This is a genomic window from Niveispirillum fermenti, from assembly GCF_048066175.1.
In the GTDB taxonomy this organism is placed as follows: domain Bacteria; phylum Pseudomonadota; class Alphaproteobacteria; order Azospirillales; family Azospirillaceae; genus Niveispirillum; species Niveispirillum fermenti.
Genome location: NZ_JBLTXA010000001.1, coordinates 287,664 through 301,957, shown reverse-complemented (window position 1 = coordinate 301,957; position 14,294 = coordinate 287,664). Strand labels below are relative to the sequence as shown.

Genomic DNA, 14,294 nt, shown 5'->3' with positions numbered 1-14,294 from the left:
GGTGGCCGCTCCCGATCTGATCAAGGATATCGAGCGTCGCATGGCCGGCGCATTGGAAACGCTCCGCAAGGAATTCGCGGGTCTGCGCACGGGCCGCGCTTCCGCCAACCTGCTGGAGCCGGTGACCGTCGAGGCCTATGGGACGACCGTGCCGCTGAATCAGGTGGCCAATATCTCCGTGCCGGAGCCCCGCCTCATCAACGTGCAGGTTTTCGACCGTTCCACGGTGAAGGCCGTGGAAAAGGCGATCCGGGACAGCGGGCTGGGCCTCAACCCGCAGACGGAGGGGTCGACCATCCGCGTGCCGATTCCAGAGTTGAATTCGGAGCGCCGCAAGGAACTGTCCAAGGTCGCCGCCAAATATGCGGAACAGACCCGTGTCGCCGTGCGCAATGTGCGCCGCGATGGCATGGACGTCCTGAAGAAGCTGCAGAAGGATGGCGAGCTTTCCGAGGATGAGCAGAAGACATGGTCCGACAAGGTCCAGGCCGTGACCGACGCCCATATCAAGAAGGTTGATGAGGCGCTGGCCACGAAGGAAAAGGAAATCCTGCAGGTCTGATCCGTCCCGACGAAGGATTAAGGACCTGCCAGCCATGCCGGGCCCCGAAACACCCGCCTATACCCCGCCGCCCACGCACATCGCCATCATCATGGATGGCAATGGACGCTGGGCGACGGCACGCGGCCTGCCACGGACGGCCGGCCACAAGAAGGGCGTGGACGCCGTCCGTCAGGTGATCGAAGGCGCGCGCGAGATGGGCGTGCGCTACCTGACGCTCTACAGTTTCTCCACGGAGAACTGGAGTCGTCCGGACGACGAGGTCTCGACCCTGATGCAGCTTCTGCGCTTCTATCTGCGGGGGGAGATCGCCAAGCTGCACAAGAACGGCATCCGTCTGCGTGTCATCGGGGAGCGCGCCCGTCTTTCCGCCGACATCCAGGCGCTGATCGACCATTCCGAGGCGGTGACGGCCGGGAATACCGACATGACGCTGGTCCTGGCCCTGTCCTATGGCGGGCGCCAGGAACTGGTCGATGCCGCCCGCCGGCTGGCGCAGGCCGTGGAGCGGGGGGAACTGACCCCGGGCGACATCACGGCCGACAGTTTCGCCGGCCAGCTTTCGACCGCTCCCGACATTCCCGACCCGGACCTGATGATCCGCACCAGCGGGGAAAAGCGCATCAGCAATTTCCTGCTCTGGCAACTGGCCTATGCCGAACTCGTGTTCGTGGATACGCTTTGGCCCGATTTCACCAAGCGCGACCTGGAGGCGTCTATCCAGGAATATCACCGGCGTGACCGGCGTTTCGGCGCCACGGTCGGAAGTCGATGATCCCGTGACCGATATGCCGCCCCCCCGCCCGCCACGGTCGAACCTGACGCTGCGCGTCATCTCCGCCCTGGTGCTGGCACCCCCGGTGCTGGCCGCCGTCTGGTGGGGCGGGGTGCCGTTCCAGCTGCTGCTGCTGGCGCTCGCCGGCCTGTCGGCGTGGGAAACGGTCCGGCTTGTCGCCCCCGCGGCCGGCCGCACGCCCGGCCTGATCCTCTTCGCTCCCGTCTATGTCATCGTGCCGTTCGTTTCGATGTACTGGCTGCGGCTGGAAAGCGGCCCCTATGGGCTGGCCTTGTTCCTTTTCCTGGTGCTGGCCATCTGGGCCACCGATATCGGTGCCTATGCCGCCGGCCGGTCCATCGGCGGGCCCAAGCTGGCGCCGCGCATCAGCCCCAAGAAGACATGGGCCGGTCTGATCGGCGGCATGGCTGCCGCTGCCGGCCTGGGCGCATTGTTCGGTGCCGCGCAGAGCGGGGACTGGCTGCCCGGCTGGCTGGTGCCGCCGGCCGCCACGGATGTGCCGCACCATGTGAACGCCTTGGCGATCGCCGCCTATGCCGGCATCGGCGCGGTGCTGGCCGTGGCGGGGCAGGCCGGCGACCTTTTCGAGAGTTTCATGAAGCGCCGCGTGGGCGTGAAGGACAGTTCCAACCTGATCCCCGGCCATGGCGGCATCCTGGACCGTATCGACGGGCTGCTGTTCGCAGCCCCGCTTTATGCCTTGTTCGAGCTGGTGGCCGGGGAGTGGGTGCGATTTTGGTGACGCCGCAGGAAACCCGCCGCGTGACCGTGCTGGGCAGCACCGGGTCGGTGGGAACCAACACGGTCGAATTGCTGGCAGCATATCCCGACCGTTTCCAGGTGGAGGCGCTGGTCGCCGGCCGCAATGTGGCCCGGCTGGCCGAGCAGGCCCGCCTGCTGCGCCCGGCTCTGGCTGTAGCGGCCGACGATGCCTGTTATGCCGACCTGAAGGACGCCCTGGCCGGGACGGGGATCGAGGTGGCGGCCGGTGCCGCGGCCGTGGTGGAGGCTGCCAGCCGTCCCGCGGCCGATTGGGTGATGGCGGCCATCGTCGGCGCGGCCGGCCTGGCCCCGACCCTGGCGGCGGTGGAGCGCGGGGCGACCATCGCGCTTGCCAACAAGGAAGTGCTGGTCTGTGCCGGCGACCTTGTGATGCAGTCCGTCCGGCGCCATGGCGCCACGCTGTTGCCGGTCGACAGCGAGCATAGTGCCATATTTCAGGTGTTCGACGAGGCGCGGCGCGACCGGATTTCCCGGCTGGTGCTGACCGCTTCGGGCGGACCCTTCCGTACCTGGACGCGAGAGGCGATGCGGGACGTGACGCCGGCGCAAGCCTGTGCGCATCCCAACTGGTCCATGGGTGCCAAGATCAGCGTCGACAGTGCCAGCATGATGAACAAGGGGCTGGAATTGATCGAGGCCCACCATCTCTTCGCGATGCCGGAGGACCGGATCGATGTGCTGGTCCATCCGCAATCGGTGATCCATTCCCTGGTCGAATATGTCGATGGTTCGGTGCTGGCCCAACTGGGCACGCCCGACATGCGCACGCCCATCGCCGTGGCGCTGGCCTGGCCGGACCGTATCGCCACGCCGGGGGACAGGCTGGATCTGGCACGGGCGGCCACGCTGACCTTCGAGTCGCCCGACATGGCCCGATTCCCGGCCCTGGGACTGGCCCGACGCGCCTTGCAAAGCGGGGGGGCGGCCCCTACAATCCTGAATGCCGCGAACGAGGTGGCCGTGGCCGCCTTCCTGGCCGGAGAGCTTCGCTTTCTGGACATCCCGCGGGTGGTGGAAAAGTGCCTGTCCGTCCTGCCGCATACCCCGCCGGGGTCTCTGGCGGCGGTGGAAGCGGCGGATGCGGAGGCACGTTGCCACGCCTTTGCCGAAATTGCGGTTTTAGGTCGCGCAAATTGAGCCGGTGGATTTGGGTGCCGGTGCCCCTGGAGGCGCTTTGATGGAAGTCTTGGGCTTCGTCTGGAATTACGGGGTCATGTTCCTCGTCGTGCTGACCGTGCTGGTCTTCGTGCACGAGATGGGACATTTCCTGGTGGCCCGCCGCAACGGCGTCCGGGTCGAGGTCTTTTCCATCGGGTTCGGGCCGGAGGTTTTCGGCCGCACCGACAGTAGTGGCACGCGCTGGAAGTTCAGCCTGATCCCGCTGGGCGGCTATGTGAAGATGTTCGGCGACGCCGGTGCCGCCAGCACGCCTTCCGCCCAGGTGGCGCAGATAGAGGCGTCGGAACGCGCCGTATCCTTTCACCACAAGCGGGTCGGCCAGCGCATGGCCATCGTGGCGGCCGGGCCGGCCGCCAATTTCCTGTTCGCCATCCTGGCGCTGGCCTTCATGTTCATGATCTATGGCCAGCCCTATACCCCGCCCATTATCCGGGAAGTGCTTCCCGAAGGGGCGGCGGCGGATGCCGGGATGAAGCCGGGCGACCGTATCGTCTCCATGGACGGCCGCAGCACGCCGCGGTTCGAGGATGTGCTGGGCGTCATCGTCATGAATCCGGGGCACACCGTGCAGATGGTGGTGGACCGGCCGGATCCCGCCAATCCGGACCGTTCGGACCGGCTGGAACTGACCGTGACCCCGCGGGCGGAGCAGATGGAGGACCGGTTCGGCAATATCCACACGATAGGCCGGCTGGGTGTGCTGCGTGGAAATGATGAATATCGCCGCCAGACGCCGCTGACGGCCCTGTGGGAAGCCTGCAAGGAGACGGTCCGGTTGACGGAAGGCACCCTGGACGCCGTCTGGCAGATGGTGATGGGTGTACGCAGCACGAACGAGCTGGGCGGGCCCATCCGCATCGCCCAGATGTCGGGTCAGGTCGCCCAGACGGGCTTCGTGACCATGATCTGGTTCGTGGCCGTGCTTTCCATCAATCTCGGCCTGATCAACCTGTTCCCTATTCCGATGCTGGACGGGGGACATTTGCTGTATTACGCAGTGGAGGCCGTTCGCGGACGGCCGCTTGGCGAGAGGGCCCAGGAATATGGTTTCCGGGTCGGTCTGGCTTTGGTATTGACCTTGATGGTTTTCGCCACGTGGAATGACCTTGTGCAGCTACGTGTCGTCGACTTCTTCAAGGGTGTCCTGTCATAGCCTTTTCGGGGGAACAGTTGGTCTCGGTTTCCAGGTTCGCGGCGCTGTGCCTGCTGCTGGGCGGCACCACCGCTACATCCACCATCGCGCTGTCAACCGGCGCCATGGCCCAGGAGGCGTTTGATGGCGGCATCATTCGCGAAATCCGTGTCGAAGGCTCGCAGCGTATCGAGCCGACGACGGTCCGTTCCTATCTCACCGTGCAGGTGGGCGACAATTTCGATCCGGACAAGATCGATCAGTCGCTGAAGTCGCTGTTTGCGACCGGCCTGTTCGCCGACGTGTCGATCCGGCGCGACGGTGGCGTGATGCTGATCGCGGTGGTGGAAAACCCCATCATCAACCGCATCGCGTTCGAGGGGAACCGCCGTATCAAGACGGAGGATATCGCCCCGGAGGTGCAGCTTCGCCCCCGTACCGTCTACACGCGGACCCGCGTGCAGAACGATATGGAGCGCATCCAGGAGCTTTACCGCCGCAAGGGCCGCTTCGCTGCGCGCATCGAGCCGAAGATCGTCCAGCTTGAGCAGAACCGCGTCGACCTGATCTTCGAGATCGAAGAAGGCCAGATGACGGGCGTGCAGGCGATCAATTTCGTCAATAACAACGTGTTCGACGACAGCGACCTGCGCGACATCATGATCACGAAGGAGTCGCGCTGGTGGCGGTTCCTGTCCTCGAACGACAATTACGATCCCGAGCGCCTGCGCTATGACCAGGAGCAGATCCGCCGGCATTACCTGCGCAACGGCTATGCCGATTTCAAGGTTCTGACGGCCGTCGCGGAACTGACCCCCGATCGGGAGGATTTCTTCATCACCATCACGGTGGATGAAGGCAAGCGCTACCGCTTCGGCAAGATCGAGATCGTTTCCGACATTCCCGACGTGGATGTCGAGCCGCTTTACAGCGCGCTGACCGCCTATGCCGGGGAATGGTACAATGGCGACAAGATCGAAGAGAGCATCACGGCGCTGACCAACCGTCTGGGCGACCTGCAATATGCGTTCGTCGAGATCGACCCGCTGTTGCAGCGCAACCAGGAAGACCAGACCATCGATCTGGTGTTCGAGTTGAAGGAAAGTCCGCGCGTCTTCGTGGAGCGCATCGACATCATCGGCAATTACTCCACGCTGGACAAGGTGATCCGCCGTGAGATGCTGCTGGTGGAAGGCGATCCGTTCAGCATCTCCAAGGTGCGGCGCTCCGAACAGCGCGTGAAGGATCTGGGCTATTTCCTGCAATCGGGCGTCGAGATCAAGACGGCCGAGGGCAGCAGCCGCGATCAGTCCGTCATCACGCTGGAGGTGGAGGAGCAGCCCACAGGTGAAATCCAGTTGGGTGCCGGCTATTCCTCCACCGACGGCGCGCTGCTGGACTTCTCCATCCGTCAGCGCAACCTGATGGGGACGGGCCAGGACCTGCGCCTGTCGACCCTGCTGTCCTCGCGCAGCTTCGAGGTCGATCTGGGCTACACGGAGCCGTACTTCCTGGACCGCGACCTGGCGGCCGGTGTCGATCTGTTCCGCGTGGTGCGCGATAACCGCGATACCATCTCCTATGATCTGGAAAGCACCGGCATGGTGCTGCGCGCCGGTTTCCCGCTGTCGGAAAAGCTGCGTCAGCGTATCAGCTACTCGCTGGTTCACAACAAGATCGACAATATTTATTTCGGGTCCTCCCGTTTCCTGCAGGACCAGATGGGCTCGACCATCACGTCGTCGGTGGAAAGCCAGTTGCTGTATGACGACCGCGACAGCCGCATCGAGCCGACATCGGGCTATTACTTCCTGTGGTCGGTCGAATTCGCCGGTGTCGGCGGTGATACCCGCTATCTGCGCAACCGCATCACGGGCGGCCAGTATTGGGAGCCGTTCGAGGAGGTGGTTCTGGGTCTGACGACGGAGGCCGGCTATATCTGGGGCATGGGCAAGGACCTGCGCATCAACGACCGCTTCTTCATCGGCGGCGACACGCTGCGCGGCTTCGAGATCGGCGGTATCGGCCCCCGCAACGTGCCCAACATCAACGATACGCGCTACAGCGATGCGCTCGGCGGCACGATCTTCAGCCGTGCGAGCCTGGAACTGACCACCAAGCTGGGCCTGCCGGACGAGTTGGGCGTGAAGGCTCATGCCTTCTACGATGCCGGCACCCTGACGGCGGCCAAGGAGAAGCCGGGCGAAGGCGACGTGTTCTATGACAGCGCCAAGATCCGCATGTCCGCCGGCGTGGGCGTGTCCTGGAAGTCGCCGTTCGGTCCGATCCGCCTGGATCTGGCCTACCCGATCGCCAAGGAGCCTTATGACCAGACCGAGACGCTGAAGTTCAGCTTCGGCACCCGGTTCTGACGGGGGCGGGGCCTTGAAGCGCCGCCGCCTGTCCCCCTTGCCTGGCAGCCTGGCCCTTGTGGCCGGGCTGTCCGTCTTTCCGGCTCCGGCCATGGCGCAGGTGGCGGCGGAACCGCAGCAGGCGGTATCTGCCACCAGCCCCGCACCGGCCCGCCGTGGACTGCCCTATGCCCAGGTGGCCGTGGTGGACATTCCGTCCATCCTTCAGCAGGCCACGGCCATGCAGAACATCCAGCAGCAGTTGGATGTGCAGAAGGATCTGCTTCAGCGTGATGTTGGCCGGCAGCAGGAGGATTTGCGACAGGCGGAACAGGAACTTGCCCGCCTGCGACAGACCGTGTCGGTGGAGGAGTTCGACCGCAAGCGCACGGAGTTCGAAACCCAGGTCTCGGCCACCGGCCGCGCCCTGCAGGAACGCACCCGGCGGCTGGACATCGCCTTCAACCAGGCCCGCAACAATGTGATCAACACGCTGGATCAGGTGATCGCCGAGGTGGCCGGAGAGTCGGGGGCGACATTGGTCATTTCCCGTCAGTTCATCGTCTATCAGTCAGGCAAGGCCACCGACCTGACGGATGAGGTGCTGGACAGGCTGAACAACCGCCTGCCCCAGGTGACGGTCACGCTGCCGGCACCGTAACCGGCGCCGCTGCGGGCAGGGTTGCCATCCGGGCGCTGTTCGCGGTGCCAGTATTCCAATATGAAGGATTTCCCCATGGCCGATCCCCGCTTCTTCGACCGTGCCGGCCCCTTCACCCTGGCCGAACTGGCTTCCCGGTCGGGAGCCGAGGTGGCGTCGGGAGCCGATCCGGACCTGCTATTGTCCGATGTGGCGCCGCTGGATCAGGCAGGGCCGGGGCAGTTGGGCTTCCTGGACAATCGAAAGTACGTGGAGGCCTTCCGGGCCAGCAAGGCCGGCGCCTGTGTGGTGCATCCGTCGCTGGCCGATCGGGCGCCGGCCGGTATGGCCCTGCTGCTGTCGCCGAAGCCCTATCGCGCCTACGCGCTGTGCGCGCAGGCCTTCTATCCGTTGCCCGTCGCCTCAGGGGCCGTGTCGCCCGCCGCCCATATCGACCCCACCGCCCGGCTGGGCGAGGGGGTGGAGGTGGCGGCCGGCGCCGTTGTGGAGGCAGGTGCGGAGATCGGGCCGCGCAGCCGCATTGCCGCCAATGCCGTTATCGGTCGCAATGTGCGGGTCGGGGCGGATAGTGTCATCGGGGCCTGTGCGTCGCTGTCGCATTGCCTGGTGGGTGACCGCGTCGTCATCTATCCCGGTGCCCGTATCGGTCAGGACGGGTTCGGTTTCGCCATGGATGTTGCGGGCCATGTGCGCGTGCCCCAGCTTGGCCGCGTCATCATCGATGATGATGTGGAGGTCGGGGCGAATGTGACAATCGACCGGGGTGCCGGGCCCGATACCGTGATCGGGCGGGGCTGCATGATTGATAATCTGGTCCAGATCGGGCACAACGTCACGCTCGGGACTGGGTGCGTCATCGTGGCCCAGTCGGGTATTTCGGGAAGCACCAGATTCGACCATCACGCCGTTCTGGCGGCGCAGGCGGGGGTTGCCGGCCATCTGACCATCGGGGCCGGTGCCCGGATCGCAGCGCAGAGCGGCGTCATGCGGGATGTGCCGCCCATGACGGAGGTGCTCGGTACGCCGGCACAGCCCAAGCGGCAGTATTTTCGGCAGGTGGCGATGATGGCGCGACTGGCGAGGGGTAGAAGTGGACGGGGCGATGAGCACGACGGAAACGAGTAAGGCCGAAGTGAAGGAACTTGATATCATGCGGATCATGGAATTGATCCCGCATCGCTATCCGTTGCTGCTGGTCGACAGGGTGAAGGATATCGTCCCCGGTGAAAGCTGCACCGGCATCAAGAACGTGACGATGAACGAGCCGCAATTCACCGGTCATTTCCCGCAGAAGCCGGTGTTTCCCGGCGTCATGATCGTGGAAGCCATGGCCCAGACCTCGGCCATCCTGGTCATGCAGACCCTGGGACAGGAGGCAGAAGGCCGTCTGGTGTATTTCATGGGGATCGAGGAGGCGAAGTTTCGCCGGCCCATCGGCCCCGGCGACCAGATTCACATCAAGGTCCAGAAGGTGCAGAATCGCCGCAATGTCTGGAAGTTCCGCGGCGAAGCCTGGGTGGATGGAAATCTGCATGCCGAGGCCACATATACGGCCATGATCGTCATGGAAGGCTGATCCGGCCGCGTTGGCCGGACGCAATTTTGTCAAACGCCTTTGTTAGGCAGTGAGGGGGCGGGCAACCGCCCCTTTCCACATCAAACTGATCGAGGTTCCGGCCATGAGCGCGAATATCCATCCCAGTGCCGTGGTCTATCCGGGGGCGCGGCTGGGTGCCGGCGTGGAGGTCGGCCCCTTCTGCGTAGTGGGGCCTGACGTGGTGCTGGGCGATTATGTGCGCCTGATCAGTCATGTCGTCATCGATGGACGGACCACCATCGGCGAAGGCACGACCGTCTGGCCCTTTGCCTCGCTGGGCCATGCGCCGCAGGATCTGAAATACAAGGGCGAGCCTTCCGAGCTGATCATCGGCCGCAACAACCGTATTCGCGAGCATGTCACCATGAATACCGGCACCGAGGGTGGGGGCATGGTGACGCGCGTGGGCGATGGCGGGCTGTTCATGGTCGGCGTCCATATCGGCCATGACTGCATCGTCGGCGACAATGTCATCTTCGCCAACAATGCCACGCTGGGCGGGCATGTGGTGGTGGGCGACCATGCCGTGCTGGGCGGGCTGTCAGCCGTTCACCAGTTCGTGCGCATCGGTGCCCATGCCATGATCGGCGGCATGTCGGGCGTGGAGGCGGATGTCATCCCCTATGGCCTGGTGAAGGGCGACCGCGCCTGGCTTGCCGGCCTGAACCTGGTGGGCATGCAGCGCCGCGGCTTCTCGCGGGAAGATATGCACGCCGTGCGCGGCGCCTTCCGAAAATTGTTCGAGGGGGAGGGCGACCTTGCCAGCCGCCAGGCCCTGGTGGCCGATGAATATGCCGGCATGGCATCCGTGGCCGACATCCTGTCCTTTCTGTCCGACCGGGGTTCCCGCGCCCTGACCCTGCCGCGCTGACCAGTGATGGCCGAACGGCTGGGCATCATCGCCGGCGGCGGCGACCTGCCGCGGCAGGTGGTGGAAAGCTGCCGCCAGGGACGCCGGCCCTACTTCGTGGTCGCGCTGGAAGGGCAGGGGGCAGAGGCCTGGCTGACACCCGACATGCCGCACATGATGTCCCGCATGGGAGCGGCCGGCGCCATCCTGGACCGTCTGCGGGCGGAAGGGGTGACCCATATCGTCATGGCGGGTGGTGTGCGGCGGCCATCGCTGACCGACCTGCGTCCCGACTGGCGGGCTGCACAATTCTTTGCGCGTCTTGGCCTGAAGGCGTTGGGCGATGACGGCCTGCTGCGGGCCATCGCGGCACTGCTGGAGGAGGAAGGTTTCCAGGTGATGGGCATCCAGGGGCTTGTCGCTGACCTGCTGACCCCGGCGGGTGTCCTGACCCGCGTGGCACCCGATGCCGCCGGCCATGCGGACATCGCCCACGGGCTGATCGTGGCCCGCGCCCTGGGTGCCATGGATGTGGGGCAAGCGGTCGTCATCCAGGGGGGGCTGGTGCTGGGGGTGGAGGCGATCGAAGGGACCGACGCCCTGATCGCCCGCTGCGCCGGGCTGAAGCGGGCGGGGACCGGCCCTGTTCTGGTCAAATGTGCCAAGCCCGGCCAGGATCGCCGGCTGGACCTGCCCACCATCGGGCCGGACACGGTGGCCGCCGCCATCGCCGGCGGATTTTCCGGCATCGCGGCAGAGGCTGGCGGCACCTTGTTCCCGGGCCGGCCAGCCGCCCTGGCCGCTGCCGACATGGCGGGGTTGTGGGTGGCGGGGGTGGAGGCCGGTCCATGACCGCACCCTTCATCTTCCTGATCGCGGGGGAGCCATCGGGCGATGTGCTGGGCGCCCGGCTGATGGCGGCGCTGAAACAGGCGACGGGCGGGCAGGTCCGCTTTGCCGGCATCGGCGGGGAACGCATGATGGCCGAGGGGCTGGACAGTCTGTTCCCGATGGAGGAACTGACACTGATGGGCCTGGCGGAGTTGCTGCCGAGGCTGCCCGGCCTGATCCGCCGCATCGATCAGACGGCGGCGGCGATCCTGTCATCGAAGCCCGACGCCGTTGTGACCATCGATGCACCGGATTTCTGTTTCCGTGTCCTGAAGAAGGTGCGGCGCGCCGATAAAGGGATCAGGCTGATCCATTATGTCGCCCCCACCGTCTGGGCCTGGCGGCCTGGCCGGGCACGCAAGATTGCGGCCTTTCTGGATCACCTGCTGGTGCTGCTGCCGTTCGAGCCGCCTTACTTCGAGGCGGTGGGCCTGCCGGCTACCTTTGTCGGTCATTCCATCGTTGAGGCGGGGGTGGAACGCGGGGACGGCCCCGCCTTCCGCGCCCGTCACGGCATTGCGCCGGACGTGCCGTTGCTGTGCGTGCTGCCCGGCAGCCGGCGCAGCGAGGTCAGGCTGCTGCTGCCCGATTTCGCGGCGACGCTGGCTATCCTGAAACAGCGCCATCCCGGCCTGCATGTCGTCATCCCCACCTTGGGCAAGGTTGCCGCCGCCGTCACGGCCGCGGCGGCGCAGTGGCCGGTGCCGTCGCTGGTCGTCCAGGGGGATGAGGAGAAATACGACGCCATGGCCGCCAGCCGGGTGGCTTTGGCCGCCAGCGGTACCGTGGCGCTGGAACTGGCGCTGGCCCGACTGCCTGCCGTCATCGCCTATCGCATCCATCCGCTGACCTTCTATCTCTACCGGCGGCTGATCCGCGTGAAATACGCCAATCTGGTCAACATCATGCTGGATCGCATGCTGGTGCCCGAACGGCTGCAGCAGGATTGCACGCCGGAGAAGCTGGCGGTGGCGGTGGACAGGCTGTTGTCCGACCCGGCGGCGCGGCGCGAGCAGGTGGATGGCGTGGCGCAGGTGGCCCGCTGGCTGGGTCAGGACGGTTCGCAAACCCCCAGCCAGCGGGCCGCCGACGCGGTGTTGCGTGTGATTGCCGGTGCCGGGGCACCAGGCCTGTCCGGTGGGAAATAACGGTCCGGCCTGAAAAAAAGGAACGGGTCGGGGGCGTCATCGCTGGTGCGGCGTAGCCAAGCAACTATCTTCAAGGAGCATACATCTACCGGTCTGGATCGTGGCCCAGTAGGCGCAGGGCGTTCAGCGTGACCAGCACCGTGGCGCCCGTGTCGGCCAGGATGGCAATCCACAGCCCCGTCAACCCCAGGATGGAGGTGGCCAGGAAAATGGCTTTCAACCCCAGCGCCAGGGCGACATTCTGCCGGATATTGGTCATCGCGGCGCGGGACAGCCGGATCAGCGCGGGAACATCGGTCACCCGGTTGCGCAGGATGGCGGCATCGGCGGTTTCAAGCGCCACATCCGTGCCCGATCCCATGGCGACGCCGACGCTTGCCTGACGCAGGGCCGGCGCATCATTGATGCCGTCGCCGATCATCATGATGCCGCGGGTGCCACCCATCTCCCGGATGGCCTGCAATTTGTCGCCGGGCAGCATCTCGGCCCGGTATTCCATACCCATTCCGCCGGCGATGGCGGCGGCTGTGCGGGGATTGTCCCCCGTCAGGATCGTGGCACCGATGCCCAGCGCCTTCAATTGGCGCACGGCCTCGGCCGCGTCGGCGCGCGGCTCGTCGCGCAGGGCGATCAGGCCCAGACCCCGTCCCGCGCGGAAGACGACAGCCACTGTCTTGCCCTCCGCTTCCAGCGCTGCGGCACGGGTGCGACCGTCATCGTCCAGTGCGCCGGCCTCGGCGGCATGTCGGGGACTGGCGACCCAGGCGCGCTCACCCTCCACAACGGCCTCAACGCCCCTGCCGGCAATGGCCCGGGCCTCCTGCCCATTCAGCACGGGTGTATCTGCATCCTGCGCCTTCCGCAGGATGGCCTGGGCCAGCGGGTGGCTGGACCCGGCCTCCACCGCGGCGGCCACGGCCAATGCCTGCGACTCGGTGGCGCCGGTCAGCGGCACGATATCGGTCACCTGTGGGCGGCCATGCGTCAGGGTGCCGGTCTTGTCGAAGGCGACCTGGCCGATACTGGCTGCGGCCTCCACCACGGCACCCCCCTTCATCAGGAGGCCGTGCCGCGCGCCGGTGGACAGCGTGGCGGCGATGGAAGCGGGGACGGAGATCACCAGGGCGCAGGGACAGCCGATCAGTAGCAGGGCCAGTCCGCGATAGACCCAGATATCCCAGGGCTGGGCGAAGGCCAGCGGCGGCACAAGCACGACCAGGGCGGCCAGCATCACGATGGCGGGCATGTACCCGCGACTGAACCGGTCGATGAAGCGTTCCGTGGGCGCGCGGGCCTCTTCCGCCTCTTCCACCAGCCGGATGATGCGGGCGATCGTGTTGTCTGCCGCCATCCTCGAAACCCTCACCTGCAAGGCGGCTTCCGTATTGATGGAGCCGGCGAAGACGTCGTCGCCCGGCCCTCGGCTGCGCGGTACGCTTTCCCCCGTGACGGGGCTTTCATCGATGCCGGATGTGCCTTGGATGATCTCGCCGTCGGCGGGGATGCGGTCGCCGGGGCGGACCAGCACGGTCTGGCCGACGGCCAGTGTTTCGGCCGGCACTTCCCGCACCACGCCGGCTTCCTGCAAAAGGGCGGTGCGGGGCACCAGTCGGGTCAGGGCCCGGATGCCATCGCGGGCCTTGCCGGCCGCAACCCCTTCCAGTACCTCGCCCACGGCAAACAGGAATACCACCAGGGCCGCTTCCTCCGCGGCATCGATGAACAGGGCACCGATGGCGGCGACGCTCATCAGGCTTTCGATGGTGAAGGGCTGCCCGCGGCGAAGGGCGGCAAGCGCGCGCCGGGTGACGGGCGCCAGCCCCAACAGGCATGCAATCGTGAAGGCCCATCTGCCGGTCGTGGACGAACCCAGTATCTCCACCGCCCATGCAGCGGCCAGCAACAGGCCTGTGAAGATGACCAGCCTGCCCTTGCCCGTGCGGGACCAGGGCAGGGCCCGGCCGGCCGGGTCATCATGAACGTGACCTGCATGTCCCTGCGGGTCGTGGCTGTCGGGCTGCGATCCTGCGTCCCTCGGACGCGCGGTGATGCCATAGCCCAGCGCGCGCACCACCGCCTCCACTTCCGCCGGTGTCGTTCGGCCGGCCTCCAGGGTCAGGCGCAGCCGCTCCGCCATCAACGCCACGTCCACCCCCGTGACACCGGGCATTTGCCCCAGCGCGTCGCGGATCCTGGTGGCGCAGGAGCCGCAATCCATGCCGGAAAGGGCCCATTCATGTGAGCGCATGGTGCCTTGGGCTGCTTTCGTCCCCGCTTTCATTCCAAATCTCCTGCCCGCCCGGGGGCGTTGTCCTTATCCGCTGAAAAGCCTAATGTCTCCAGC

Annotated in this window: 13 protein-coding genes; 12 read left to right on the top strand and 1 reads right to left on the bottom strand. The window is 66.1% G+C overall.

Annotated features, from left to right (window positions below; genetic code table 11):
• Nucleotide 1 precedes the first annotated feature (1 nt).
• The 12 genes from frr (at nt 2) to lpxB (ending at nt 11,950) form a co-directional block, all read left to right on the top strand.
• On the top strand, nt 2–562 hold the full coding sequence (gene frr / locus ACM9LZ_RS01350; protein WP_416617533.1) for a ribosome recycling factor: 561 nt from the start codon (nt 2–4) through the stop codon (nt 560–562).
• Between the two features lie 34 nt (nt 563–596).
• On the top strand, nt 597–1,337 hold the full coding sequence (locus ACM9LZ_RS01345; RefSeq protein ID WP_416617532.1) for an isoprenyl transferase: 741 nt from the start codon (nt 597–599) through the stop codon (nt 1,335–1,337).
• Nucleotides 1,300–2,100: a phosphatidate cytidylyltransferase gene (locus ACM9LZ_RS01340; RefSeq protein ID WP_416617531.1), complete on the top strand. Its 801-nt coding sequence runs from the start codon at nt 1,300–1,302 to the stop codon at nt 2,098–2,100. The genes ACM9LZ_RS01345 and ACM9LZ_RS01340 overlap by 38 nt, the downstream gene beginning before the upstream one ends.
• A complete protein-coding gene (locus ACM9LZ_RS01335; RefSeq protein ID WP_416617530.1) occupies nt 2,082–3,278 on the top strand; it encodes a 1-deoxy-D-xylulose-5-phosphate reductoisomerase in 1,197 nt (398 codons plus the stop codon). The genes ACM9LZ_RS01340 and ACM9LZ_RS01335 overlap by 19 nt, the downstream gene beginning before the upstream one ends.
• A 40-nt stretch (nt 3,279–3,318) precedes the next feature.
• Complete coding sequence (rseP, locus tag ACM9LZ_RS01330) at nt 3,319–4,473, top strand: RIP metalloprotease RseP (protein ID WP_416617529.1); 1,155 nt, start codon at nt 3,319–3,321, stop codon at nt 4,471–4,473.
• Between the two features lie 17 nt (nt 4,474–4,490).
• Nucleotides 4,491–6,824, top strand: a complete 2,334-nt coding sequence (gene bamA, locus ACM9LZ_RS01325; protein ID WP_416617528.1) for an outer membrane protein assembly factor BamA — start codon at nt 4,491–4,493, stop codon at nt 6,822–6,824.
• Nucleotides 6,825–6,837: 13 nt separating this feature from the next.
• Complete coding sequence (locus ACM9LZ_RS01320) at nt 6,838–7,464, top strand: OmpH/Skp family outer membrane protein (protein WP_416617527.1); 627 nt, start codon at nt 6,838–6,840, stop codon at nt 7,462–7,464.
• A 75-nt stretch (nt 7,465–7,539) separates the two neighbouring features.
• On the top strand, nt 7,540–8,589 hold the full coding sequence (gene lpxD / locus ACM9LZ_RS01315; protein ID WP_416617526.1) for a UDP-3-O-(3-hydroxymyristoyl)glucosamine N-acyltransferase: 1,050 nt from the start codon (nt 7,540–7,542) through the stop codon (nt 8,587–8,589).
• Nucleotides 8,567–9,040 (top strand): 3-hydroxyacyl-ACP dehydratase FabZ, encoded by a 474-nt coding sequence (gene fabZ / locus ACM9LZ_RS01310; protein ID WP_416617525.1) that lies wholly within the window; start codon nt 8,567–8,569, stop codon nt 9,038–9,040. Before lpxD ends, fabZ begins: the two co-directional genes overlap by 23 nt.
• 103 nt (nt 9,041–9,143) lie before the next feature.
• Complete coding sequence (gene lpxA, locus ACM9LZ_RS01305; protein ID WP_416617524.1) at nt 9,144–9,932, top strand: acyl-ACP--UDP-N-acetylglucosamine O-acyltransferase; 789 nt, start codon at nt 9,144–9,146, stop codon at nt 9,930–9,932.
• Nucleotides 9,933–9,938: 6 nt separating this feature from the next.
• A complete protein-coding gene (locus ACM9LZ_RS01300; RefSeq protein ID WP_416617523.1) occupies nt 9,939–10,763 on the top strand; it encodes an LpxI family protein in 825 nt (274 codons plus the stop codon).
• Nucleotides 10,760–11,950 carry a lipid-A-disaccharide synthase gene (gene lpxB / locus ACM9LZ_RS01295; protein WP_416617522.1) on the top strand — a complete coding sequence of 397 codons (1,191 nt, stop codon included), beginning with the start codon at nt 10,760–10,762 and terminating at the stop codon, nt 11,948–11,950. The genes ACM9LZ_RS01300 and lpxB overlap by 4 nt, the downstream gene beginning before the upstream one ends.
• Nucleotides 11,951–12,035: 85 nt before the next feature.
• On the opposite strand, the gene ACM9LZ_RS01290 is transcribed toward lpxB, so the two are convergent.
• Entirely contained in the window at nt 12,036–14,198 is a 2,163-nt protein-coding gene (locus tag ACM9LZ_RS01290; protein WP_416617521.1) for a heavy metal translocating P-type ATPase, read from the bottom strand.
• Nucleotides 14,199–14,294: the final 96 nt, after the last annotated feature.

Coding starts and splice junctions, on each gene's coding strand:
- ACM9LZ_RS01300 (WP_416617523.1), top strand. CDS start 9,939: ATGGCCGAACGGCTGGGCATCATCGCCGGCGGCGGCGACCTGCCGCGG.
- ACM9LZ_RS01290 (WP_416617521.1), bottom strand. CDS start 14,198: ATGCGCTCACATGAATGGGCCCTTTCCGGCATGGATTGCGGCTCCTGC.
- fabZ (WP_416617525.1), top strand. CDS start 8,567: ATGAGCACGACGGAAACGAGTAAGGCCGAAGTGAAGGAACTTGATATC.
- lpxA (WP_416617524.1), top strand. CDS start 9,144: ATGAGCGCGAATATCCATCCCAGTGCCGTGGTCTATCCGGGGGCGCGG.
- lpxB (WP_416617522.1), top strand. CDS start 10,760: ATGACCGCACCCTTCATCTTCCTGATCGCGGGGGAGCCATCGGGCGAT.
- lpxD (WP_416617526.1), top strand. CDS start 7,540: ATGGCCGATCCCCGCTTCTTCGACCGTGCCGGCCCCTTCACCCTGGCC.
- rseP (WP_416617529.1), top strand. CDS start 3,319: ATGGAAGTCTTGGGCTTCGTCTGGAATTACGGGGTCATGTTCCTCGTC.
- ACM9LZ_RS01345 (WP_416617532.1), top strand. CDS start 597: ATGCCGGGCCCCGAAACACCCGCCTATACCCCGCCGCCCACGCACATC.